At 71.1% G+C, this 22,688-nt stretch carries 23 protein-coding genes and 1 pseudogene; 5 read left to right on the top strand and 19 right to left on the bottom strand.

The genetic code is table 11. The annotated features are described in order from the left end of the window. Window positions 1-105: 105 nt before the first annotated feature. The 6 genes from ABDW31_RS00230 to ABDW31_RS00255 all read right to left on the bottom strand — a co-directional run bounded on the left by ABDW31_RS00230 (window position 106) and on the right by ABDW31_RS00255 (window position 9,430). A complete protein-coding gene (locus ABDW31_RS00230) occupies window positions 106-2,685 on the bottom strand; it encodes a TonB-dependent receptor (protein ID WP_184717179.1) in 2,580 nt (859 codons plus the stop codon). A gap of 201 nt (window positions 2,686-2,886) precedes the next feature. After that, window positions 2,887-3,819 carry a J domain-containing protein gene (locus ABDW31_RS00235; protein ID WP_184717177.1) on the bottom strand — a complete coding sequence of 311 codons (933 nt, stop codon included), beginning with the start codon at window positions 3,817-3,819 and terminating at the stop codon, window positions 2,887-2,889. 89 nt (window positions 3,820-3,908) lie between these two features. Continuing rightward, entirely contained in the window at window positions 3,909-7,616 is a 3,708-nt protein-coding gene (locus tag ABDW31_RS00240; protein ID WP_184717175.1) for a glycoside hydrolase/phage tail family protein, read from the bottom strand. 10 nt (window positions 7,617-7,626) lie between these two features. Next, entirely contained in the window at window positions 7,627-8,091 is a 465-nt protein-coding gene (locus ABDW31_RS00245; RefSeq protein ID WP_343698296.1) for an NlpC/P60 family protein, read from the bottom strand. A 92-nt stretch (window positions 8,092-8,183) separates the two neighbouring features. Continuing rightward, complete coding sequence (locus ABDW31_RS00250) at window positions 8,184-8,810, bottom strand: DUF2163 domain-containing protein (RefSeq protein ID WP_184717173.1); 627 nt, start codon at window positions 8,808-8,810, stop codon at window positions 8,184-8,186. Further along, window positions 8,810-9,430, bottom strand: coding sequence for a DUF2460 domain-containing protein (locus tag ABDW31_RS00255; RefSeq protein WP_184717170.1), 621 nt, complete (start codon window positions 9,428-9,430; stop codon window positions 8,810-8,812). The genes ABDW31_RS00250 and ABDW31_RS00255 overlap by 1 nt, the downstream gene beginning before the upstream one ends. 155 nt (window positions 9,431-9,585) lie before the next feature. Between ABDW31_RS00255 and ABDW31_RS00260 the strand changes: the two genes are divergently transcribed. Then, complete coding sequence (locus ABDW31_RS00260) at window positions 9,586-10,050, top strand: DUF805 domain-containing protein (RefSeq protein ID WP_184717168.1); 465 nt, start codon at window positions 9,586-9,588, stop codon at window positions 10,048-10,050. Here ABDW31_RS00260 and ABDW31_RS00265 read toward each other — a convergent pair. The 10 genes from ABDW31_RS00265 to ABDW31_RS00310 all read right to left on the bottom strand — a co-directional run bounded on the left by ABDW31_RS00265 (window position 10,047) and on the right by ABDW31_RS00310 (window position 15,403). Beyond that, complete coding sequence (locus ABDW31_RS00265; protein WP_184717166.1) at window positions 10,047-10,556, bottom strand: phage tail tape measure protein; 510 nt, start codon at window positions 10,554-10,556, stop codon at window positions 10,047-10,049. The two genes, ABDW31_RS00260 and ABDW31_RS00265, sit on opposite strands and share 4 nt — an antisense overlap. Continuing rightward, window positions 10,553-10,732 (bottom strand): phage tail assembly chaperone, encoded by a 180-nt coding sequence (locus ABDW31_RS00270; protein WP_184717164.1) that lies wholly within the window; start codon window positions 10,730-10,732, stop codon window positions 10,553-10,555. The genes ABDW31_RS00265 and ABDW31_RS00270 overlap by 4 nt, the downstream gene beginning before the upstream one ends. After that, window positions 10,729-11,013 (bottom strand): GTA-gp10 family protein, encoded by a 285-nt coding sequence (locus ABDW31_RS00275; RefSeq protein WP_184717162.1) that lies wholly within the window; start codon window positions 11,011-11,013, stop codon window positions 10,729-10,731. Before ABDW31_RS00275 ends, ABDW31_RS00270 begins: the two co-directional genes overlap by 4 nt. Continuing rightward, complete coding sequence (locus tag ABDW31_RS00280; RefSeq protein ID WP_172272341.1) at window positions 11,013-11,429, bottom strand: phage major tail protein, TP901-1 family; 417 nt, start codon at window positions 11,427-11,429, stop codon at window positions 11,013-11,015. The genes ABDW31_RS00275 and ABDW31_RS00280 overlap by 1 nt, the downstream gene beginning before the upstream one ends. Before the next feature lie 15 nt (window positions 11,430-11,444). Continuing rightward, window positions 11,445-11,834, bottom strand: coding sequence for a DUF3168 domain-containing protein (locus tag ABDW31_RS00285; protein WP_184717160.1), 390 nt, complete (start codon window positions 11,832-11,834; stop codon window positions 11,445-11,447). Beyond that, window positions 11,831-12,094 (bottom strand): head-tail connector protein, encoded by a 264-nt coding sequence (locus ABDW31_RS00290; protein WP_184717158.1) that lies wholly within the window; start codon window positions 12,092-12,094, stop codon window positions 11,831-11,833. Before ABDW31_RS00290 ends, ABDW31_RS00285 begins: the two co-directional genes overlap by 4 nt. 159 nt (window positions 12,095-12,253) lie before the next feature. After that, on the bottom strand, window positions 12,254-13,477 hold the full coding sequence (locus tag ABDW31_RS00295) for a phage major capsid protein (RefSeq protein WP_184717156.1): 1,224 nt from the start codon (window positions 13,475-13,477) through the stop codon (window positions 12,254-12,256). 141 nt (window positions 13,478-13,618) lie between these two features. Next, the gene (locus tag ABDW31_RS00300; protein WP_184717154.1) at window positions 13,619-14,023 is read right to left on the bottom strand and encodes an HK97 family phage prohead protease; all 405 of its coding nucleotides are present in this window, start codon (window positions 14,021-14,023) and stop codon (window positions 13,619-13,621) included. Further along, window positions 14,013-14,267: a hypothetical protein gene (locus ABDW31_RS00305; protein WP_184717152.1), complete on the bottom strand. Its 255-nt coding sequence runs from the start codon at window positions 14,265-14,267 to the stop codon at window positions 14,013-14,015. The genes ABDW31_RS00300 and ABDW31_RS00305 overlap by 11 nt, the downstream gene beginning before the upstream one ends. Next, window positions 14,264-15,403 (bottom strand): phage portal protein, encoded by a 1,140-nt coding sequence (locus tag ABDW31_RS00310; RefSeq protein ID WP_184717150.1) that lies wholly within the window; start codon window positions 15,401-15,403, stop codon window positions 14,264-14,266. The genes ABDW31_RS00305 and ABDW31_RS00310 overlap by 4 nt, the downstream gene beginning before the upstream one ends. A gap of 185 nt (window positions 15,404-15,588) precedes the next feature. Here ABDW31_RS00310 and ABDW31_RS00315 point away from each other — a divergent pair, with 185 nt between their 5' ends. Beyond that, the gene (locus tag ABDW31_RS00315) at window positions 15,589-15,996 is read left to right on the top strand and encodes an endonuclease domain-containing protein (protein ID WP_343698297.1); all 408 of its coding nucleotides are present in this window, start codon (window positions 15,589-15,591) and stop codon (window positions 15,994-15,996) included. Here ABDW31_RS00315 and ABDW31_RS00320 read toward each other — a convergent pair. Continuing rightward, window positions 15,993-17,678: pseudogene (locus tag ABDW31_RS00320) on the bottom strand (terminase family protein). The gene ABDW31_RS00315 and the pseudogene ABDW31_RS00320 overlap by 4 nt on opposite strands. A 132-nt stretch (window positions 17,679-17,810) precedes the next feature. On the opposite strand from ABDW31_RS00320, the gene ABDW31_RS00325 reads away from it, so the two are divergent. The 3 genes from ABDW31_RS00325 (at window position 17,811) to ABDW31_RS00335 (ending at window position 20,285) form a co-directional block, all read left to right on the top strand. After that, window positions 17,811-19,385, top strand: a complete 1,575-nt coding sequence (locus ABDW31_RS00325; RefSeq protein WP_343698298.1) for an aldehyde dehydrogenase (NADP(+)) — start codon at window positions 17,811-17,813, stop codon at window positions 19,383-19,385. 100 nt (window positions 19,386-19,485) lie between these two features. Further along, window positions 19,486-19,821, top strand: coding sequence for a metalloregulator ArsR/SmtB family transcription factor (locus ABDW31_RS00330; RefSeq protein WP_184717142.1), 336 nt, complete (start codon window positions 19,486-19,488; stop codon window positions 19,819-19,821). Further along, window positions 19,818-20,285 (top strand): SRPBCC family protein, encoded by a 468-nt coding sequence (locus ABDW31_RS00335; RefSeq protein WP_184717140.1) that lies wholly within the window; start codon window positions 19,818-19,820, stop codon window positions 20,283-20,285. The genes ABDW31_RS00330 and ABDW31_RS00335 overlap by 4 nt, the downstream gene beginning before the upstream one ends. 141 nt (window positions 20,286-20,426) lie before the next feature. Here the strand turns inward: ABDW31_RS00335 and ABDW31_RS00340 are convergent, their stop codons facing one another. Both ABDW31_RS00340 and ABDW31_RS00345 read right to left on the bottom strand, forming a co-directional pair. Then, window positions 20,427-20,840, bottom strand: coding sequence for a cytochrome c (locus ABDW31_RS00340; RefSeq protein ID WP_184717138.1), 414 nt, complete (start codon window positions 20,838-20,840; stop codon window positions 20,427-20,429). A 4-nt stretch (window positions 20,841-20,844) separates the two neighbouring features. Then, window positions 20,845-22,440, bottom strand: a complete 1,596-nt coding sequence (locus ABDW31_RS00345; protein ID WP_184717137.1) for a flavin monoamine oxidase family protein — start codon at window positions 22,438-22,440, stop codon at window positions 20,845-20,847. Window positions 22,441-22,688: the final 248 nt, after the last annotated feature.

A 22,688-nucleotide genomic window follows, 5' to 3' on the forward strand; every position in this document is an offset into this window, starting at 1 on the left:
CCAGGCGCCGACACAGGGCGCCTGCAACGCGCCCCTGCCGGGAGGAACGCCAAGTCACGGCCAAGGTTCAAGTCCCCTGGCCCCGCTTCGGGGTCACGCGTCGGCCTAAAGCGCGATCAGGCTTTTGCGCACCGTCAGACGCACCGTGCGGCCCAGCGGATCCAGATAGTCGGCCTGATAGGCCTGGGGCGTCATCCCGCGCGCGTCCTTCACCACCGGACGGCTGTAGAGGACGTTGTCGGCGGCCACCGTCACCCGCGCGCCGGCCACCCACTTGGACACCGGCCCCAGGTTCAGGTCCTTGGGCGCCTCGTAGAAGGCCGACAGGTTGATGGTGGTCTGGTCGTCGAAGCGCAGGGCGCCGGTGGACGGGCCGGCGTCGATGGTGCTGCCGCCGCGCCAATTACCATTCAGGTTGACGCCCACACCCTGCTTGAAGGCGTTCAGGCGGAAGCTGAGCTCGCGGCGCGGCTGGCCTCGGCGGCTGGTGCTGGCGCCGTTCAGCAGGTCCAGCGGCGGCAGGCCGTCGCGCAGCGTGGTCTCGTCGCGCAGCCGCCAGACATAGTTGACCGACATCTGCACCTGGCCGGCCTTGCTGCGGTCGGGCTTGGCCTTGCTGCCCTTGGGGGGCTGGCCCAGGAAGCGCGTCAGGTTGAAGCCGCCGCGCACCTCCTCGCGGTCGATGGCGTCGAAGTTCAGCGGCCGGCTGTCGATGGCCGTCAGCACGCCGTCGGCGTTGCGGGTGAAGCGCTCGGGGAAAGCCGCCTCCAGCGCCGCCGTGCCCAGCGGGAAGTTGGAGATCGGGTCTTCGATATGGGTCGCCACATAGTTGGCGTTGACCGTCAGGCGCGTGGGCCCGCCGTCGCGGCCCATCGGCCGGAAGTTCAGGCCGGCGCGCACGCTGCGGCGGCGGTCGTTGGCCAGGCGGGTGTTGCCGCCCTCCAGCCGCTGGACGGCGACGCTGGTGCCGGTGGCGAAGTCGAACACCGTGACGCTGGGGGTCAGCACCACCGGGTCGACCAGCTGGTTGGCGTTGGGGGCGGTCTCTTCCTGGGTGATGTTCAGATTCACCGACACCAGCTTGTCGGGCGTCCAGTTCAGGCCCCCGCCGAAGGCCAGCCGGTCGCGGCGGCTGTCGATGTCATAGCCGGCGTTGAGGCTGGCGGTCAGGTCGCCCAGGGCCGGCAGCACCTCGCGCCCGCGATTGGCCAGCGGCACGTCGATGTCGCCCTGCAGCGAGACCACCTGGCGCTCGAAGACGCTGTGCATCGCGCCGCTGGAGCGCACGGTGTCGGACACCTGCTGGATTTTCTGGCCGCCCAGCTTCAGGGTCGAGGTGATGCGGCCGGCCGGGGTCTCGGCGACGTCGCCGTTCAGCACCAGCTCGGCCTTGGCGGTCTTGGAGGTCGACTTGGCGGTGTCGGGCTTGTTGATCTTCAGCAGGGTCGGCGAGACCGGGCCGAACGGGTTCACGGCCGGATCACCCGCCGCGATCGCCGCCTTCCAGCCGGCGGAGTCGACGCCCCGGCCGGTGATGGTGCTGTTGTCGTTCTGGTCGTAGCCGCCGGTCACGGTCCAGCGCCAGTCGCCGACATAGCCGTTGGCGGCCAGGCCCAGCTGGCCCTTGACGGTCTGGGCCTCGCGGATCAGCGAGCCGGGCGCGTCCAGATAGCGATAGACGGTGACGTCCTGGCCGAACGGCGAGAACGGATTGCCGGCCGGCAGCTTCACCGAGGTCGCGGGCAGGCCCAGCTGGCTGGTGCGAAGGGCGTCTTCCAGGTTCAGGCTGACCGTGACGCTGACCAGCTTGGCCAGGTCGCGGGTGACGGCGGCCTTGAAGCCCTTCTGCTGCAGCGCCGCCAGCAGGCTGCGGTGAGCGATCAGGCCGTCCAGCTCGGGCGCGTCGGCGCCGGCCGCGAAGGCGGCCAGGTCCTGAGGGCCGCGCCAGGCCGCATCCGGCGCGCGGACCACGGTGACGACGCCGCCGGCCAGGGCCGAGAGGGCCGGGTCGATCTCGGCCCCGAACGGCGAGGCCGCGACATTGCCGACCAGGCCGTAGGGCGAGGTCGCCGACGGGATGCGATAGATGTCGCGCTCGGTTTCCAGCAGCGCCTGCTCGCCGCGCAGGTCCAGGCCCGCCGTGGTGCGCTCGTCGCCGGCCAGGCGGAAGGCGTCGGCAGTCACGCGGCCGTTCAAGCGCGGCGCGGCGACACCGCCTTCGCTCTCGGCGGCGACCGAGGCGAAGCGCTTGCGCAGCACGAAGTTGACGACCTTCTGGTTGGGCCGGAAGCCGTAGGACAGCGCCGTCGCCGGCGGCAGCACGTCCATCCGCTCGATGGCCTGGGTCGGCAGGTTGCTGATCTCGGAGAAGCCCGAGATCCGCCGGCCGTTGGCCAGATAGATCGGCTGCGCCGCGTCCGGCTCACCGGTGGTGATCTCGCCCTGCAGCAGGGTGACCAGGTCCTGGATGGTGCTGGTGCCGGTGCCCAGGATCTCCGAAGCGTCCAGAGTTAGTTCGGGCAGGGCCGGCCCGCGCGCCTTGCCGCGGACGCCCTGCACGACCAGCCCCTCGATCAGGGCCGTCTGCTCGCTCTCGGTCGGCGCGGTGGTAACCGGTGTCTCCTGCCCATACGCCTCGAGAGGCGCACTGGCCTGCAGGAGCGCCAAGACGCTGACCAACACCATCGGAGCCTCCCCGGACCCTGAGTAGAATATGGGGAATCCCTAAGATGGGTAGCCGTGGGAGGCAAGGGGCATAGATCCTCCCCCGCGTTGCGGGGGAGGTGGCCCAGAGGGCCGGAGGGGGCTAGCTGGACCTAAGCCGTATTAGCCCCCTCAGTCACTTCGTGACAGCTCCCCCGCATCGCGGGGGAGCATCCTGAAGCCCTACTTCCGCTTGGGCGTGTAGGGCTTCTGGTCGCGCCAGGCCTGGGCGAACTTCTCCAGGTCCTCGTCGATCGTCTCGGGCAGGGTCACCACCAGGCGCGCCAGCAGGTCGCCGCGCTTGCCCTTGGCGTCCGGGAAGCCGCGTCCCTTCAGGCGCAGGGTCTGGCCGCTGTTGCTGCCCTTGGGCACGCCCAGCATGACGTTGCCGTCGGGGGTCGGCGCCTCGACCTTGCCGCCTAGCACCGCGTCGGGCACCGAGATCGGCAGGTCCATGATCAGGGCGTCGCCCTCGCGCCGATAGATGGGGTGAGGCTTGATGGCCAGTTCGATCAGGGCGTCGCCGGGACCGCCGCGACCGGGGCTGCCCTGGCCCTTCAGGCGCAGGGTCTGGCCTTCCTGGGCGCTGGCCGGGATGGTGACATCGATCGTGCGGCCGTCCGAGAAGGCCACGCGCTTCTTGCCGCCCTTGATCGCCTCTTCCAGGTCGATGTCCAGGCGCGCCTTGATGTCCGCGCCCTTGGCCGAGAAGCCCGCGCCGGCGCCGCCGCCGAACGGGCCGCGCCCGCCGCCGCCCTGGTTGAACATGCCGCCGAACAGGTCGGAGAGATCGATCTCCGGCCCGTCGTCACGCTGGAAGCCGCCGCGACCAAAGCCGCCGGCGTTGAACGGGCCGTTGCCCGGCTGGCCGCCGAAGCCGCGCATGGTCTCGCGACCGTCGGCGTCGATCTGGCCCAGGTCGAACTTCTTGCGCTTCTCCGCATCGCCGACGATGTCGAAGGCGGCGCTGACCTGCTTGAACTTCTCTTCCGCCTTCTTGTCCCCCGGATTGGTGTCCGGGTGGTGCTGCTTGGCGAGCTTGCGGAACGCCTTGCGGATCTCGTCCGCCGTCGCGGTGCGGGAAACGCCAAGTTCCTGATAGGGGTCGCGCGCCAAGGAAGGTCCTCTGGAAGAATAAGGGCGGTCTGGGTATCGCCCTCCATCTAGAACGTCCAGAGCGAGGCGCAAGGGCCGATGTGGCTTATTTACCACAACCCCGTTGTCGCAGGGACGCCCCAGCCGTATAGCGCGTCGGCCTGCGCCACCTCGATCAAGGCCGCCGACGACGGCGCATCGGCGGTCCGCATGGTCGCCGTGTAGACGAAGGCCGGGCTCGACACCTCGTCCTCGCGCAGGACCACGCCGCCGTCCAGCACGCGGAGCCGATAGCGCTCGACGCCCTCGGCCAGCGGGACCTCGCCGTCCCAGACGTCGCCGCCCAGGCGGGCGCGGCGGATCCAGGTCAGGCGCAGGTCGCCGGCGACCATCCGGCTGCGCAGATGGGCCGGGGCCAGGGGCCGCAAGGCCCGGCCGGTCCAGGTCGCCGTCACCTCGCTCATCGCCGTGCCCGAGGGCGGACCACCGGCCGGGGCGGCGCGGACCACCAGCGGCGCGCCGCGCTCGAAGGCCGCCACGGCCATCGGGACCACCGCCTCGTCCAGCAGCACCACAGCGGCGCCGGCCGGGATCACGGCTGCGCTGACCACGCCGTCGCGTTGGCCGCGCAGGAGGCCGGTGAGCCGCCAGACATCCGGCGCGATCAGCTCGGCGGACTGGAAGGCGATCACCTCACAGTCGCCGGACGGGGCGCGGACAGCCAGGGCGTTGTCGCCGGCCAGCACGGCCGCCAGCGGCGCCGAGGCCAGGCTGCGCCCCTCCATGCGGACGGTCAGACTGCCGGTGCGATCCAGCCGGTGCGGCGAGGCCGGTGGCAGGTCATTCAACGTCTCGCCCACCGTGGCCGGCGCGGCGATGCGGGCGCGGACGGTCAGGGTCGAAGGACCGGCGCCGGCATGGATGTCCAGCGGTCGCCACGGCTCGCTCGCCGCCGCAACCAGGGGCCTTGCATCGTCGGTCAGGGCGCCATCCGAGGGCAGGTCCAGCACGTGCAGCACCGGCGGCGCGGCCGGGTCGCGCGGCGGGCTGGGCGTCCAGTCGATCGCGTCGCCCACGCCTTGCACCGCCAGCACCGGGACCAGGGTCGCGCGCGGCTGCTCGTCCAGGTCCAGCCGCGCCACCCGCCAGGCGCCGCCGTCGAAGGTCAGCCGATCGCCGGTTTCCAGGCGCAGGGCCGCCGACGGCGCCAGATGGAGGATCCGGGCGCGTCGCGCGGCTTCATCGGCGGCCAGCATCCGGCGGGCGACCGCTTCGGCCTCGGCGGCTGCCAGCACGATCGGCGCATCGGCGTCACGGGTCCCCTGCCCGGCCTCGCGCCGCACGACCAGCGCCCCGACCTGGTAGTCGCGGGCGGCGTCGAGAAAGCGCAGGCGCAGCGCCTCGGCGGCGGGCTCCAGGGTGCGGGTCTCCGTCTCCCCGGGACCGTCTTCGGGCAGAACCAGATCATCCGCCGCCAGCACGCCAGACGTCCGCCCGCTGCGCGCCGCCATCCGCACGTGGTCGCCGCGCTCAACTGGGTCCAGGGCGAAGGCCTCGGTCAGGGGAAGCAATGCGTCGCGCAGCCGCATCGGCCGATCGACGACATAGCCGCCGACACTGCCGCCCGCCTCGCCGGGATCGATCGCCACCCCAGCCCGCGCGCCCAGGGCCTGGATCAGCTCGGGCAGCGGCGCGATCCCCGCCCGGCCGGTCAGCCAGTGCCCCAGCAGCCAGTTGCCTCCGTCGGCCCAGACGCCGGACCGGGCCGGGAAGTCCGGGAACGGCCGCGCATCCCAGCACCAGGCGCTGGCCGCCGCGATCATCGGCCCGCCATAGAGGGGCGAGACGGGATTGGCCTCGGGCTCCTCCAGCCAAGCCAGCACGGTCTCCAGATAGCGCCGCTGGCCGAAGTCGTCGCGCTCGCCCGTCGAATAGGGCGGCAGGAAGCTCTCCGAGCTCTTGGGGTCGATGAAGAGGTTCGGCGAATTGGCCCCCTTGTCGACCGCCGGGCAGCCGAACTCGGTCAGGCGGATCGGCTTGGACATCGGGACCCAGGCGGTCGGGGTCGCCGAGCGCACGCCGCCGGACCGGTCGTGATGCGGTTTGCTCCACCACGAGAGCAGGTCCTTGGCGCGATAGATCCACGGCTCGCCATGGGCGCCGTCGGTGATCGGGGTGCGGATCTGGGCGTCACGCGCCGCCTCGCTGGCATAGTACCAGTCGAACGCCTCGCCGCCGGTCAGGCCGGCGCGCAGATAGGCCGGATCGCTGGGCCCGAACCAGCCGGCCTGGGCGTCGCGATGGGTGTCGCCCTCGCGCCAGTCGGTGACCGGCGGATACCAGTCGACGCCGACGAAATCGATGTTCGGATCGGCCCAGAGCGGGTCGAGGTGAAAGACCGCGTGGCCGGTCCCGTCGGCGGGCTGGTGACCGAAATATTCGCTCCAGTCGGCGGCGTAACCCAGCTTCGTCCCCGCCCCCAGCACAGCCCGCGCATCGGCGGCCAGGCTCTTCAGCTTGGCCACCGCCGGATAGGTCCCGCCCGCCCCGCGCACGGTGGTGACGCCGCGCAGCTCCGAGGCAATCACGAAGCCGTCGACGCCGCCGGCCCGCACGGCCAAGGACGCCATGTGCAGCACCATGCGGCGCAGCCCCCAGGCGCCGTCGAAGAAGGCGTTCACCTGGGTCGTGGCGGCGCTCGTACCGTCGGCGCCCGCCGCGCAGGTGATCCGACCGCGCCACGGATAGGCCGCCTGGCCGGCCGGCGGATCCATCAGGATGAACGGATACAGCACCACCTTCAGCCCGCGGCGCTTCAGCTCGGCGATGGCCTGCAGCACCACCGCGTCGGCGGGCGTGCCGCCATAGGCCGGCGCACCGTCCTTCAGCGAGATCAGGTGCGCGCCCGAGCGGTCGACACCCGCCACGCTCCAGTCGATCGGCAGGGTCTCCTTGGCCGCCTGCTCGACGCCGGGCCGGATCTGGCACTGACCGCAGCGCAGGTCCGTGCCGAACCACGAGACGACCAGGGTCACCTCCTCCACCGCCGGCAGTTGGGCCTGCAGTTGGTCCAGGGCGACGACCAGGTCGGGCCGTCCCTCGGCGTTGTGCACGCTCTCGGACGCCGTGCGGGTCAGGCCCTCGCGCCGCAGCACCGCCTCGGTGGCGTAGACGAACTCACCGGCCCCGGGGATCAGGCAGACGCCCTTCAGCTGCTCCTCCAGCCCCAGGGTCCCGGGAACGCGCGGGCGGCGGAAGACCTCGAACGACAGCTGCGGCGGGCGGTTGCCGTACGGATCGAGCGGCAGGTCCTCGAACACCACATAGGCCACGCCGCGATAGGCCGGCGCCTCGCCCTCGACGGCGGCGATCAGCGGATCGGGCGCCTGGTCCTCGGTCCCGCGATGCAGGCGCATGGTCACGCCGGTCATGTCCATCACCTTGCCGTCGGCCCAGACCCGGCCCAGGCCGTCGATCGGGCCCTCGGCCACGGCGACCGCGAACGACAGGCTGTAGGCATAGGCCGTGGTCTTCTGGCCCTTGGAGCCGCCGACGCGGCCCTCGACCCGCTTCTCGCGGAAGCGGGCGGCCCAGACCACCTGGCCGCCGACCCGCGCGCGACCGAAGACGCACGGCAGCGCCGCGCCCTCGGCCGCCCCGGTCAGGCGCAGTTCGGGGATGCGCGGGCCGATCTGGCGAGCAGGGCTCAGGGCGTTGATCGCCGCCTGGTCGACCATGGCCCCGAGGGTCGCCCCAGCCACGGCGCCGAGCGGTCCGCCGATCGCCGCGCCGACGCTGGACAGGATCATCTGGGCCATGGCGGCCTCCTCAACAGGGAAAACGGAAGGCGGCGACCAGGCGCTCGCGCCACCAGCGTCCCAGGACGCTCTCGACGCAGGCCCGGCCCCAATAGGCGTGGATCATCCGGTCGGGGCCCGACTGGATCGCGCAGTGCTTGGCGACCGCGCTCGGCGCCATGCGGAAGACCAGGACGTCGCCGGGGCGGGCGGTGTTCGGCGGGATGGGTTGGAGCCAGCGGGCGAAGGCGTCCAGCATCAGTTCCTGGCCGCCGGTCTCGGCCCAGTCCGGGCGATACGGCGGCGGGGTTTCGGGCTCGGCGCCGTGCAGGGCCCGCCAGACGCCGCGGATCAGGCCCAGGCAGTCGCAGCCGGCATGCAGGGTCGAGGCCTGGTGGCGGTAGGGCGTGCCCAGCCAGCGGCGGGTTTCGGTGAGGATGGCGCAAGCCCCCTCCACCGGCGTTCGCCGGTCCCCCTCCCCCAAGAGGGGGAGGATAGAGAGCCCCGGTGGAAGGGCAGTGTAATTCTCCGCCCCCGGCTGGGGGCGGACAGACCTGCGCAGCAGGTCAGGTGGGGGCAAGTGCAGACTCACCGCTTTCCCCCGTCGTTCCGCTCCCCCTCCACCGGATACAGCGTCAGGAAGTCTTCCCCCGGCGCCGTCGGGAAACCCCGGAAATTCACGCCGTTCGCAAACGTCCCGACACAGCTCGCCCAACGCTTGTCGCAAGTCGCACCGTCCGGCGGGACAATCCCGCACCGCTCGTCACCGAGCCGCGCATCGCACAGCCGGGTGAAGGTGCGGCCGGCCACCCGCTCCAGGTCCGCCGCCGGCCCAGCCAGGGTCGCCTTGAAGGCCTGGCCCTCGCGGGCGACCGAGGCGATGGCGGCGGTCCACAGGCGCACCACGCGATACGGCGCGCTCCAGTCCACCCGCAGCGCCGCCACCCGCGCCCCGTCATAGAGGCCGGCGGCCAGGTCGCTGTCGGTGATCCCCGCATCGTCCAACACGCCCAGCGCCGCGGCCTGCCCCGGCGCATAGCCGACGGCGGTGTCGCTGGCGCCCGGGCTCCAGCCGCCGCCGGCCCGGCAGGTCACACCGTCGACGACGAGATCGCGATCATGATCGGTGAAGCCCAGCCGCACGCCGTCGCGACGCACGACGATCCAGGCCCAGGCCAGGCGGGCGACGTCCAGGCCCTCGGGAAGGGCGCGCATCAGACCCGCACCTCGACCAGCGCGCAGGCCGTGACCCGCGCGGCCGCGAAACCCTCCAGGGTCACGTCCAGCCGGTCGGTGTCGAAGCGCGCCGGCGTGTCGAACTCGAAGCCCGCCTTGACCGCCGCGCCGGCGGCCGGGGCGGCGGTCAGGGTCACAACGCCGGTCGCGGCGTCGACGGAAAAAGCGCCGGCCGCCAGGGCTGCGCCCGCCACCGAGACCTTGACCGTGCCGGCCACCGGTTTGGCGATCGTCCGCAACACGGTCCCGTAGGCCTTCGTCAGCTGAAAGGTTTTGCGCGCCCCGTCGCCGGTCCCGATCGCCTGGTCGCCCGCCGCCGTCACGCCCGAGGGCGCGCACGACTTGAAGTCGGCCGGGTCGCGGAACCGGAAGCCCGCCAACCGCCCGCCCCGCGCCTCGAAGAAGGCCAGGAGCTCGGCGACCTCGTCCAGCGGCCGGGCGGCGGTGGCGATCAGCCAGCGACGGCGGCCCTGGCTCCACGGACTGGTGCGGCGCTCGAAGCCCGAGGCCAGGGTCACCACCTCGGTGCGTCGCTCGATCCCGCCCGTGCAGCCGAACGCCAGGCGCGCGGGCAGGCGCGCCTCGTGGAACTCGCTCATGGCGATGTCTCCGGGTTCACGAAAAGGTTTGCAGAAAATTTGACGCCAAGCGCAGCCGTTCGGCGCGAACGCGATTAAGTCTGCGTCATGACCCGCTTTTCACTTCATCGGCGGGTCGTCGGCCCCTACGTATGGGGTCGAGATTGGAGAATACGATGGATTGGAAGACCCTGTTCCTGTCGCCCGAGGGCCGCATCGGCCGCCAGGCGTTCTGGATCGGCTGGCTGGTCCTTTTGGGCGTCAACGTGGTGGCCGGCTGGCTGCCGCTGATCGGCTGGGTCATCTCGCTGGCGACGATCTACGCCAGCGTCTGCATCCACACCAAGCGCCTGCACGACATGGGTCAGACCGGCTGGTGGCAGGTGCTGCCGTGGGTGCTGGGCCCGATCCTGGTGTTCGGCGCCGTGGCCTCGGTCGGCTTCTCGGCCCTGGGCAGCGCCTTCAACGGCGGCGAGCCCAGCATGGCCATGCTGGCCAGCCTGGGCGGCCTCTTGATGTCGATGTTCATCGCCTTCGCCGTCTGGCTGGCCTTCACCTTGTGGGTGGGCTGCAGCACCGGCCAGCCGGGCGACAACAAGTACGGCGCGCCGCCGATCAACACCGCCGCCGTGGTCCTCTAAAGGCGTCTCGCCCCCAGGCTCACGGCGCGCGCCAGGGCCTGGGCCAGCTGGGCGTCGGAGCGGATCAGGCCCGCGACGTCGCCGCCCTGGACATTGACGGTCACCGACACCCCGCCGGCCGTTCCGACCGGCTCGATGCTTCCGCCGGCGGACGGGCGAAAGACCTCCGGCCCGCGCTCGCCGACCAGATAGGCGCCGCCGGGCAGCACTGGGCCGCCATCGGCCCTGCTTCCTGAAAAAGGGGCGCCGGAAAAGCTCTTCGACAGCGCCGCGCCAAGTCCTGCGCCGGCCGCGCCCAGCACCGCGCGCGCCAGCTCGGCCAGCGACACTTCACCGTCAGACGCGGCGCGCGCCAGGGACCGCGCCAACGACGTCCCGGCCCGGGTGAAGGCCTCGTCGATCGAACGGGCGGCCCGTTCGGCCGGCGCCTTCAGGGCCTCAAGCGACGCAGCGGCCTCGGCGGCGCGGGCGGGAACGGCGGTCAGGCCGTCGGTTTCCAGGCTCATGAACAGGCCTCCTCATCGGGATAGCGGGCGATTAGGGCGGTCAGGCCCGAGCGGGTCAGGACCGGCTGCGGCGGAGTCTCGGTCAGCAGCCGCCACTCGACCAGCGACAGCCGCCAGAACGCCTCGGGCGCAATGCCCAGGCGGAGGGCCAGCCGCAGCGGCGCGGCCCAGCTCATGCGCTGGCGACCAGGGCGGCGGCCAGGGCGCTCGCGGCCTCGACGACCGTGGCGCGGGCGGCGATCGCCGTATCCTCGCCCCCGCCGTCCAGCAGGGCAGCCAGCACGGCGGAGAGATCGCCGGCGCTCAGGGTGGCGATCCGGTCGGGCAGCTGCGCCCAATCCGAGAGGCCCAGCGCGCTTTCGATCCGCGCCAGGGCGCCCAGGGTCAGGCACAGGCGCCGCGGTGCGCCGGCCAGGCTGACCACGACCTCGCCGCGGGCGGGATTGGCGGTCGGCATCAGAGCGCCGTGAAGGTGACGGCGCCGGCCGAGGCCAGGCTCAGCGCGAACGCCGCCTCGCCGTCGTGCTCGCCGGCATACTCCAGGGCCGCGACCAGGAACGCGCCCTCCAGCTGGCCGAAGTCGGGGATCACCAGCCGCCAGACGCGCGCCGACTGGTCGAAGAAGCTGGTCCGCACCTGGGCGTCGGAGGCGGCGTCACGGAACACGCCCGCGCCCGACACGGCCACCGATTTCACCCCCGCCCCAGCCAGCAGCTCGCGCCAACGGCCGGTGCTGTCGCTGTCAGTGGCGTCGATGGTCTTGGCGTTCAGGCTGATGGTCCGGGCGCGCAGGCCCGCGACGGTGTGGAAGGTCGGGGTCGCGGCCCCGTCGCTGATCTTCAGCAGCAGGTCCTTGCCGGCTTGGGCGGCCATGGGAAGCTCCGTGGATTAGAGGGGTTCGGTGACCGCCCGCACGCGGACGATGCCCAGCGTGGTCTCGCGATCGGCGCCGGCGAAGACGTCGGCATAGGGCGTGCGCAGGGTGACCAGGCGCCGGCCGGTCAGGGCCGGCTTGGCGTCGTGCAGCGCCGCACGGACGGCGGCGACCAGGGCCCTGGCCTCCTCCGGCCCGCCGAAGCGGCTAGCGCAGGTCAGGGTCAGCAGGTGCTCGACGGTGTCGCCTTCGACGGGGCGGCCTTCCGACCGGGTGACGACGACGCAGGGATAGGTCGGCATGCGCGGCGCGGCGGCATGGATCCGCTGGCCGGCGATCGCGGTGACGGCGGGCGCGGCCTTCAGGGTCGCGACCAGGGCGTCGATCAGGGGCTTGTCGCTCACAGCCGCGCCTTTCGGTAAGGGGCCAGCCACGGCTCGACGAGGGCCAGCGCGGGCTCGTCGCGATGCTCATAGGCGTGGGCGACCAGGATCAGGACGGAGAGGCGCAGCGGCGCCGGGCTGGCGGGGGTGAGAGCGACGCCGGCGGCCGTGGCGACACGGGCTTCGGCGGCGTCGATCAGCAGCGTGAGGACGGCGTCCTCAGAGGCGTCCGGCACGCGCAGAAACGCCCGGGCCTCGGCCAGGGTGAGGGATTGGGGCATCTTTGATGTCCTTGCAGAGGCGGCGCTTGCCCCCTCAGTCGCTCCGCGACAGCTCCCCCGCATCGCGGGGGAGCATCTGGGCCGCGCTGAAAGCTCCTCCCCCGCGATGCGGGGGAGGTGGCCCAGAGGGCCGGAGGGGGCTAGCTCGGCGTTGGAAGGTTAGCTCGCCGCGAACTTCAGCAGCTTCACGGCATCGAAGTTCTGCACGCCGCCGCCGACACGCTTGGTCGTGTAGAACAGCACGTGCGGCTTGGCCGAGTACGGATCGCGCAGCACCCGCACGCCGGCGCGGTCGACGATCAGATAGCCCTTTTCGAAGTCGCCGAACGCCACAGCCATGGCGTTGGCGGCCACGTCCGGCATGGCCTCGATCTCGGTCACCGGGAAGCCCAGCAAGGACGCCGACTGGCCCGGCTGCAGGGCCGCGTTCCAGATGTAGTTGCCTTGCGCGTCCTTGAACTTGCGCACCGCGCTGACCGTGCGGCGGTTCATCACGAAGCGGCCGTTCTGGCGGTACTGGGTCTTGGCCGCGTAGATCAGGTCGATCAGCTTGTCAGTCGGGTTGGTCGCGGTCCAGCCGCCCGCCACGCCGGTGGCCACATAGCCCAGCTGGCCCCACGTGTAGGTCGCGTCGGGCGCGGCGGTATAGGCCAAGAGGCCCTTGGGCTTGTTGACCCCGTCGCCGGTCACGAAGGCCGAGGTCTCCTGGGCGGCGAAGGCGTCCTGCACCTCCTCGGCCAGCCACTCGTCGATGCTGACATAGGCGTCGTCCAGCAGGGCCTGGGTGGCGGCCGGGCTGGCGTAGAGCTCGCCGGCCGGGAAGTCGATCACGTCCAGGGTCGGCGCGGTCGTCTCGGGCCGCACGGCGGTCTCGGCCACCCAGGCGGCGGCCAGGCCCGTCGGCGACACCGGCTTGCGGAACGTGCCGGCGCCGATGGTGCGGACCTGGCAGATCTCGCGCATCGGGCTGGTAGCCGCCAGGCGACGCAGGATCAGCCGCTCCAGCTCCGGCGGCGCGACATAGCCGCCGGAGCTGGCGACGCCTTCCGACAGCCCCTTAGCTTCGAGCAAGGCGGCGGGCGTTTCGCCGGTCTTCACATAGCGGTCGAAGGCGGCCTTGCGCTCGTCGACACGCGCCAGCGGCGCGTCACCGCCGAGATCAGGCCTCCGCAGGTCGGCCATCAGGCGGTCCAGCCGATCCTGGGCGCGGCCGACAGCCTCGTCGATGCGGCCGACCTTCTCCTCCAGCAGGACATCGGCCCGCTTGGTCTCGATGGCGGCCAACCGCTGGTCGTTGGCGGCCTTGAAGCTCTCGAACGCCGACAGGACGTCCGCCAGCGCCGCGCGGGCCTCGGGCGAGGCCGCGTGTTTGGTTTCCTTCATGGGGATCTCCGTTGAAAACAGATGCTCCCCCGCGATGCGGGGAAGCTGTCGCGGAGCGACTGAGGGGGCAAGCTGGACTTAGGCCGAGCTCGCCCCCTCCGGCCCTCTGGGCCACCTCCCCCGCAACGCGGGGGAGGATCTTCACGCCACCGTCAGCCGCGCTTGAGGCAGCATCGGGAAGGTCACGATCGACACCTCCCAGAGCTCGACGCGGGACAGCACGCGCAGGCGGCCCTGGGTGCGGGCCTTCACCTGTCGGAAGCCGATGGAGAGGCCGTCCAGGGCCCCGGCCTCGACCAGGGCGGCGACCAGACGGCCGCGAGGCGTCGTACGCAGGATCCGGCCACGGACGAACAGGCCCTTGGCGTCCTCGACCACCGCGTCCCAGACGCCCACGGGCTCGGCCTCGTCGTGCTGGTGCAGCATGATCACCGGAGCACCGGCGGCGAGGCTTTCGACGAAGGCCCCCGCAGCGGTGACGTCGTCATTGAGGTCGCGGGTCCAGAACAGCGACGCATAGCCCTCGATCTTCAGCTCATCGTCCATCGGCGCGCTCCAGACGGGCTTCGATGCGGATCAGGCTCTGGCGGCTGGCCTCGGCCTGGGCCTCCAGCCGCGCCAGGCGTTCGGCGACGGGGGCCTGGGCTTCCAGTCGCCGCTGCATCTCGTCGATCCGGGCCGAGGCCTTGCCGGCCCACAGCAGGGCGGCGGCGGCTTGCAGCGCCACGGCGACCAGCAGGGCGGCCGAGACCTGGCGATCCAGCCGCCAGCGGTTGGCAGGCGGGCTCAATGCTCCAGCCCCGCCAGGCGCCGGCGTTCGGCGTCGGTGAGGAAGGACGCGGCCTGCAGCCGGCTCCACAGGGCGTCGCGTTCGGCCGACAGGGCGGGGACGGCGTCCAGGTCGGGCGCGATCTTGGCGCCCGGGAACTTAGCGGCCAGCCAGCCGGTCAGAGCGCGGGCGGCTCGCTCGGCCAGGGGCACGACGGTCCCCCGCCAGAAGGCGGCGTTGGCCTCGCGATAGTTGGCGTAGGTGTTGTCGCCGGGGATGCCCAAGAGCTGCGGCGGCACGCCGAACGCCAGGGCGATCTCGCGGGCGGCGGCGTGCTTGCCCTCGGTGAAGTCCATTTCGGCCGGGGTCAGCGACATCGCCCGCCAGTCCAGCCCGCCTTCCAGCAACAGCGGCCGGCCGGCGTTGGCGGCGCCGGACTGGGCGGTCGCCAGCTCGGTCTTCAGCCGCTCGAACTGCTCGTCGGTCAGGCGGTCGCCGGCGTCCTTGCTGCTGTAGACCAGCGCCCCGGACGGCCGGGCGGAGTTGTCCAGCAGCGCCTTGTTCCAGGCGCTGGAGGCGTTGTGCACGTCGATCGCGAACGCCGCGGCTTCCAAGGGCGAGAAGCCGTAGTGATCGCTTGTGGGATTGAAGAGCTTGAGATGCAGCACCGGCAGCCAGCCGTCGGCGTCGCGGGCGATCCGCACCGTGCGCCCGGCGGCCTGGTAGTCATAGGCCAACGGCCAGCCGCGCGGCCCGGGGACCAGGGTCATGCGGTCAGGGCGCAGGGCGTAGAGCTCGGTCGGTTGGGCGTCGCCGGCGGCCTCGAGATAGGCGTTGCCGGCGACCTGCAGGCTGCCGAAGAAGGCCTCCATCAGGTCGGGTCCGCCTTGTTCGGGGTTAGGGCGATCGAGGAGCTTCTTCAGCGGGTGATCATCCGCGCGACGGCCATCGACGAACACGGCCAGCGGCGTCGCGGCGGCGGCCTCGGCGATCAGCCGCGTGCAGCGATAGGCGACGGGGTTCTTGGCGAAGCCTTCCGCCGCCAGGGCGCCGTAATCGCGCGGCGTCCACTGCGGACGGCCGCCGGTGGTGAGAGCGATCAGACGCGCGGCGCGGGAGTCTTTGCGCTCGGGCGCGCGGGGTTTGAAGAGGGGCATTGACGCCTCCCATTGCTGAGAACAAAGATAGAACAATCTGGAGCTGCAGCCATCACCGTCTTCCCCCTCCGGGGGAGGAGGGCCGCAAGGCCCGGAGGGGGCAAGTCAGGGAGTTCGCAATGTCAGCGCCCAAGACGACCGTCGCCAATGCGCGACGCCTTCGGAAGGACATGTCCAAACCGGAGATGAACCTCTGGCACGCGCTCAGGCGCGGCGGACTGGACGGACTCAAGTTCCGCCGCCAGCACCCGATCGGCCCATACGTGCTCGACTTCTACTGTGCGGCCCTACGGCTGGCGGTCGAGGTGGACGGTTACAATCACTGCATCGGATCGCGCCCCCGGCGAGACGCCGTGCGCGACCAGTGGCTGTCGAGCCAAGGCGTTCGAACGCTGCGACTTCCAGCGCACGAGGTGATGCGATCGGTGGACGATACGCTTTGGGCTATCAGAGCTTACATCACTGACTTGCCCCCTCCGGATGCTGCGCATCCTCCTCCCCCGGAGGGGGAAGACGGGGCCACTCCGTCTGCCCCCTCCGGGGGCGGACGACCGCGCGACAGCGCGGTCAGGTGGGGGCCTCCCGGCGGTTAAACCGCCCGCAACCGCGGCGCTCGCCCCGGTCCCAGCATCAACTCACTCACCGCCCAGACCAGCGCGTCCGCGCGGTCGGGGCTGTGCTCAAGGTCGCCGGAGCCGAGGGCCATCAGCTCTTCCTCCAGCGCCGGGAACGCGCCGCAGTGGAGGACGCGGCCTTGTTCGTACAGCGCGGCGACAGGCTCAGCTCTTGCGCGTTTGCCGATGCTGGCCTTCACCAGCTTGATCCGGCACGGCGGGTCGGCTTGGGCCAGCACCGAGCGCACCATGTCGCCGCCCTGGTTGGCTTCGGCGACGAGCGCGTCGGCCTTCCAGAACCGTGCAGCAGCCACCGCTCTCCCCGCCCAGCCGGCGGGCGACAAGCCCCGCGCGGTCTCGTCTGCGAGGACGAAAGCCCGGTCGTCGCGGCGGCCGACCGCCACGATCCCGCAGGCGTCGCCGGTCGCCGTCGCGGGCGGATCCACGGCTACGACCACGCGGTCGAACCTCGCCGGCCGCGCCGCCCTACACCGCGCCAGGTCCTCGGCCCTGAACAGCCCGCCGTCGGTTTCGACAATGATGCCGTCCAGCTCCTGGGCGGCGAGGCGGGTGCCGCCGTACAGGCTCTCCAGCGTGCGCAGGAAGGCCGGCGCCAGGTTCTCGGCGTTGGCGGCCGTCCCGGCGCGAGTCAGAGCGACGCCGGGTTCGGCCATCAGGGCCTTCAGCGCCCTGATCGGCCTGGGCGTCGAGGTCACCACCAGCCTGGGATCCTCCCCCAGCCGCAGGCCGAAGCGCAGCATGGCCAGGGTCTCGGCGGGCTTGGGCCAGGCGCAGAACTCGTCGGCCCAGGCGGCGTGGAACTGCGGGCCGCGCAAGCTGTCAGGGTCCTCCGCCGAGAAGGCGTAGGCGCACGCGCCGTTGGGCCAGACCAGCCGCCGGCGCGAGGCTTCCCAGCGGGGGCGCGCATCCGGCGGTGAGAGGGCGCGAAGACCGGAGGGGCCGTCGATCATCACCTCGCGCACGTCGTGGAAGGTCGGCCCTACCAGGGCCAGCCGCTCGACCCGCTCGGCCTGCTCGATCATCCAGGCCGCGCCGGCGAAGGTCTTGCCCGCGCCACGGCCGCCCAGGAACAACCAGGTCGTCCAGGGGTCATCAGGCGGGTTTTGATGGTCCTCTCTCACCCGCAGGGTCGCCAGGCAGCGCTCGACCAGATTGTTGGAGCTTTCGCTCAACCAGGTTTTTAAGCTCTCGGGATCCAGCAAGCTTGTCCAGTCGCTCACGCACCTGGGCATGAAGGGCTTCGACGCGCTCGGGAGTCCATTTGGAAGCGTCGTCATTCATCGCGGTCTCCTCGACGTCCGAGGCCTTGGCGGGGCGCAGGGCGTTGATCGCCTTCAGCGCTTGACCCCCACGACCTCGAAACAGTTTGACGTAGCGACCAGCCTTGGCGACCGCAGTCGCCACCGCCAGGCGATCGTCGGCGGATTTGCCCTCGACTTCCTTGTGCTTGGCGACTGCGGCCTCCACGAACTCGGCGGCCACCATGTCTTCCAGCTCAGCGAGCAGGGCATCGATCTTTTCGCTTCTTCCGGCCATGACACAAAGGTACGGCGCCAGCGGGCGCGGATGATTGGGGCCCGCATAAAAGTGACAAGCCGTTGATTTCGCGCGGTTCGGCCTCGCGAACGCCGAGCATTCACCGGCCCGAATGCCCGTGCCTCAGGCTCCAGCCGCTTTTCCCCAAGGAAAACCCGGACAAATCCGGGGCGCGCATGGACTTGTCATGGTCGCGGTCCCATCTAGGCCCCTCCACGGAACACAACGGGACGACGATCATGACTTTGACGGGCGAGCTTCTGATCGGCGGCAAACGCCGCTTCGGGACCAACGGCGAGATCAAGGGCGTCAATCCCGCCAGCGGCGAGACCCTGGAGCCGGCGTTCGGCGGCGCGACCAAGGCCGATGTCGAGGCCGCCGCGGCCCTGGCTCACGAGGCCTTCGCCAGCTATCGCGCCCTGCCCTACGAGACCCGCGCGACCTTCCTGGAAGCCATCGCCGAGCACATCGAGGCGATCGGCGACGACCTGATCGTCCGGGTCATGGCCGAGACTGGCCTGCCGCGCGCCCGCCTGGAAGGTGAGCGCGGCCGCACTACCGGCCAGCTGCGCCTGTTCGCCAGCGTGCTGCGCGATGGTGGTTTCCTCGAGGCGCGTATCGACCCGGCGATGCCGGACCGCAAGCCGCTGCCGCGTCCGGATCTGCGCCTGCGCAACGTCCCGCTCGGCCCCGTGGCCGTGTTCGGCGCGAGCAACTTCCCTCTGGCCTTCTCGGTGGCCGGCGGCGACACCGCCTCGGCCCTGGCGGCCGGCTGCCCGGTCATCGTCAAGGCCCACCCGGCGCACCCGGGCACGTCGGAGCTGATCGGCCGCGCCATCCAGGCCGCCGTGGCCTCGGTCGGCCTGCACCCGGGCGTGTTCGCGATGATCCACGACAGCGGCTATGAGGTCAGCCAGGCCCTGGTCGCCGACGCGCGGATCAAGGCCGCCGGCTTCACCGGTTCGCGCCGTGGCGGTCTGGCCCTGCTGGCCATCGCCCAGGGCCGCCCCGAGCCGATCCCGTTCTATGCCGAGATGAGCAGCATCAATCCGGTGATCCTGCTGCCGGCCGCCCTGGCCGCGCGCGGTCCGGCGATTGCAGAAGGCTTCGTCGGCGCGCTCACGCTGGGCGCGGGCCAGTTCTGCACCAATCTCGGTCTGATCCTGGCCATCGACGGGCCGGAACTGACCGCCTTCATCGACGCCGCCGGCAAGGCGGTCGAGGCCGCGCCCGCCGCCGTCATGCTGACCCCCGGCATCTGCCAGGCCTTCGCGCACGGGGTCGCGGCCCTGAACGACGCGCCGGAAGTCACCACCGTCGCGCGCGGCCAGACCGGCGTCGGCCACACCGGCCAGGCGGCGCTGTTCAGCGTCTCGGGCGCCGACTTCCTGGCCAACCCGCACCTGCACGAGGAGGTGTTCGGCGCCGCGTCGATCGTGGTGCGCGCCGCCGATCAGGCAGAGCTGGAGAAGGTCATCGCCGCCATCGAGGGCCAGCTGACCATCGCCATCCACATGGACGAGGCCGACCACGGCCTGGCCGGCGACCTGCTGCCCGCCCTGGAGCTGAAGGCCGGCCGCATCCTGGTCAACGGTTTCGGCACCGGCGTCGAGGTGGCCCACGCCATGGTCCACGGCGGCCCGTTCCCCTCGACCAGCGACGGCCGCACGACCTCGGTCGGCAGCCTGGCCATCGCCCGCTTCCTGCGCCCGGTCAGCTACCAGAACCTGCCGGAAGCCCTGCTGCCGGCCGAGCTGAAAACCGACAACCCGCTGGGCGTCACCCGCCGGGTCGACGGCAAGGTCGGCTAACGCAAGATCGAGCCCGCCGCCTTCGGACGGCGGGCATTTTCTTCGCCTCGATACTTAAGTCATCACTTGACCATTCCATCGACCACAGATACTTAAGCTCATGCCTAACCAACAGCCCTCGCTCGATCTGATGTTCCAGGCCCTCGCGGATCCCGCGCGGCGGGGCATGGTCGAGCGGCTCTCTCGGGGCCCTGCCTCGGTGAGCGAACTGGCCCGGCCGCTGGACATGTCGCTACCGGCGGTCATGCAGCACCTGGCCATGCTGGAGGCGGGCGGGATCGTGACGTCGGAGAAGGTCGGCCGGGTGCGCACCTGCCAGATCCAGCCTCAGGCGCTCAGTCTCGCCGAGCAATGGATCAACCAGAGGCGCACCCAGTGGGCGCAGCGCCTCGACCGCCTGGGTGACTTCCTGGCGGCCGAAGGAGACGACAAATGACTGAACGCAACGCCGTCCACGCCACCTTCGTCGTCGAGCGGACCTATGCCGCCTCGCCCGCCCGGGTGTTCAGCGCCTTCTCCGATCCGGAGAAGAAGGCCAAGTGGTTCAAGGGTCCCGATGAATGGGGTCCGGGCGACGTCAAGCTGGACTTCCGGGTCGGCGGCGACGAGCACAGCATCGGCGGCCCGCCCGGCGAACCGCCCCACCGCTGCTACATCCGCTACCTGGAGATCCTCCAGGATGAGCGGATCGTCTACACCTACTGGATGCACCACGGCGAACCGCTGGCTTCGGCCTCCATCGCGACGCTGGAGTTCCGGGCGGAAGGCGACAAGACCCGCCTGGTGATCACCGAGGTCGGGACCTTCCTAGACGGGTATTATGACGCCAAGGGGCGGGAAGAAGGGACGCGGTGGCTGCTGGAAGGCATCGCGCCACTCGTCGAAGCCGGCGAGGCCTAGCCGTCTGCCCCCTCCGGGGGCGGACGACCGCGCGCTGGCGCGCGGTCAGGTGGGGGCGAGTGAGGGGATTGCTCACTGACTTGCCCCCTCCGCGCCTTCGGCGCTCCTCCCCCGGAGGGGGAAGACGGGCAGCTCACCCCCTCAGTGCCCCCCAGGCGCCGGCGGCCGCGCGATCTTCGCCACGTCCGCCTCGGTCACCGGCTTGGCGTAGGCATTGCCAAAGTGCGTCCGGATATAGGTCACCGCCTCGGCCATCTGGGCATTGCTCAGCGTGCCGCTAAACCCCGGCATGCCGCCCTTGCCGCCCGCCACGACCATGATCGGATAGGCCGCGCCGGCCAGTTTCGGATTGTTGGCCAGGGCCGGGATTTCGCCCGCGCCCTTGCCGCCTTTCGCGTCCGCCATGTGGCAAGCCTGGCAGACCGCGCCATAGACCTGCTCGCCGGTCACCGGCTTCTGCACGCGGACCACCCCGCCTCCGGTGTCGCCGCCGCCCGACGTCTGAGCCATGGCCGGAAAGGCGATCAAGGCCGCCAGAAGTACGATCTTCCTCATGTCCTCAGGCCTCCAGCGCGCGCTTGTGCAGACGGGTGATGGCGTCGATGGACGACAGCAGGGCGCCCTCCATCCAGCAGCCCACGTAAGAGGCGTGCTCGCCGGCCAGGACGATGCGGCGGTCCATGCCGACCAGGGTCTGGTAGTGCTCCTTGCGGGTGTCCTCGTTCCAGCGCGCGCAGCAGCCCATGGCCCACGGCACGCGGCTCCAGGCCACCGAGGCGCCGTTGGCGAACTCCTTGCGGTAGCTGGCCGGGTGCAGAACCGAGCCCTGTTGCAGGGCCACCTCGATCCGCTGCTCGGGCGTCATGCCGGCCAGGCGATAGGCCCCCATCTCGCGGGCGAAGGCGCCCAGCAGCACGGCCGGACCGTCCTTGAACATGTTGTTGTTCGGATAGGAGATCAGGGCGATCTCCTGGTCGGTGAAGCTGTGGCCGCCGTAGATCGACTCGTCCTCTTCCCAGAAGCGGCGCTTCATCTCCAGGCCGATCTTGACCTGGCCGGAATAGGGCACGGCCTTGATGGCGGCCATCATCTCGTCGGTGACCTGAAGGTCCATCTGGCCCAGGATGCTGAGCGGGATCGTACAGACGCACCAATCGGCCTTGGCGTCGGTGGTCTTGCCGGTGGTGGTGTCGGTCCAGGTCACCGCCACGCCCTTGTCGTCCTGGGCGACCTTGGAGACCTTGGCGTTGTAGGTGATCAGGCCTTCCACCTGCTTGGCGAAGCCCTTGCCGATCATGTCCATGCCGCCCACCGGCTGGAACATGGTGGTCTGCATCTCGTGGCCCATGAAGAAGCCGATCGAGCTCCAGACCTGCGGGTCCAGCACGTCGTGCAGGCTGCTTAAGTCCTTCGACGCGATCGGCGCGCCATTGACCCCGCCGCCGGGCGGACGGTCATAGCCGCGGTGGGCCGAGGCGCGCAGGCTGGCCGAGTACTTATAGTCCTTGTCCAGCATGCCCCAGCCCTTCAGGGCTTCCAGCAGGCGCTCGCGGTCTTCGAGGGTGACGGTGTCGTCCAAGGCCTTGGCGTTGACCGACTTGGCCAGCAGCTCGGCGATATTGCCCTCGAAGTCGGCGGCGGCGGTGTTGAAGCGCACGGGCTTGCCGCCGAAGGCTTCCGACGAGTGCATCCAGGTGTTGTGGTTGTACTGGATGAAGGGCTCCAGCGCGACGCCGAAGGCCTTGCAGTAGTGCAGCAGCGTCCGGTGATGGTGCGGGATCCGCCAGGGACCGGGGTTGAAGTAGTTGCCCGGCGCGTAGCCGACCTTCTGGGTCGCGCCGCCCAGCTCGGTATAGGTGTCGCCGCCCCGCAGCGACCAGTTGCGGCCACCGGGACGGTTCTGGAACTCCAGGATCTTCACCTTGTAGCCGGCCCGGGTCAGCTCATAGGCGGCCAGCATGCCGGCCAGGCCCGCGCCCAGCACGATGACGCTGGCGCCGGGACGCGCGCCCTGCAGGTTCGGCGGACCGTGGAACTGGGTCTCGGCCGCATGGCCCAGGGTGGTCATCGCCTGATACAGCGCGGCCGTGCCGCCGACCCTGGCGATGGCGGAAAGAAGCTGACGCCGACTGGGCGCCCTGACACCGAAATCCATCACTGAAACCCCGAACCAACCGCCGGCCCTTGGCGGTGCGGTGTTAAGGGGTAACGGCGGTCGGCGAAGGCGCGAGCCCTTGCGAGGCCTGGGGCCGCAGGTCGTGGCCGGGGCTCTGAATTATCGGCGCCGGGACGATAGAGGTGCGCGCGAAGTGTGCAGGTGGAGTGTCCCCGTCTGCCCCCTGCGGGGGCGGACGACCGCGCGCCGGCGCGCGGTCAGGTGGGGGCAAGACGGGGATGGCTCAC

The organism is Caulobacter sp., from assembly GCF_039596335.1.
Taxonomy (GTDB): Bacteria; Pseudomonadota; Alphaproteobacteria; order Caulobacterales; family Caulobacteraceae; genus Caulobacter.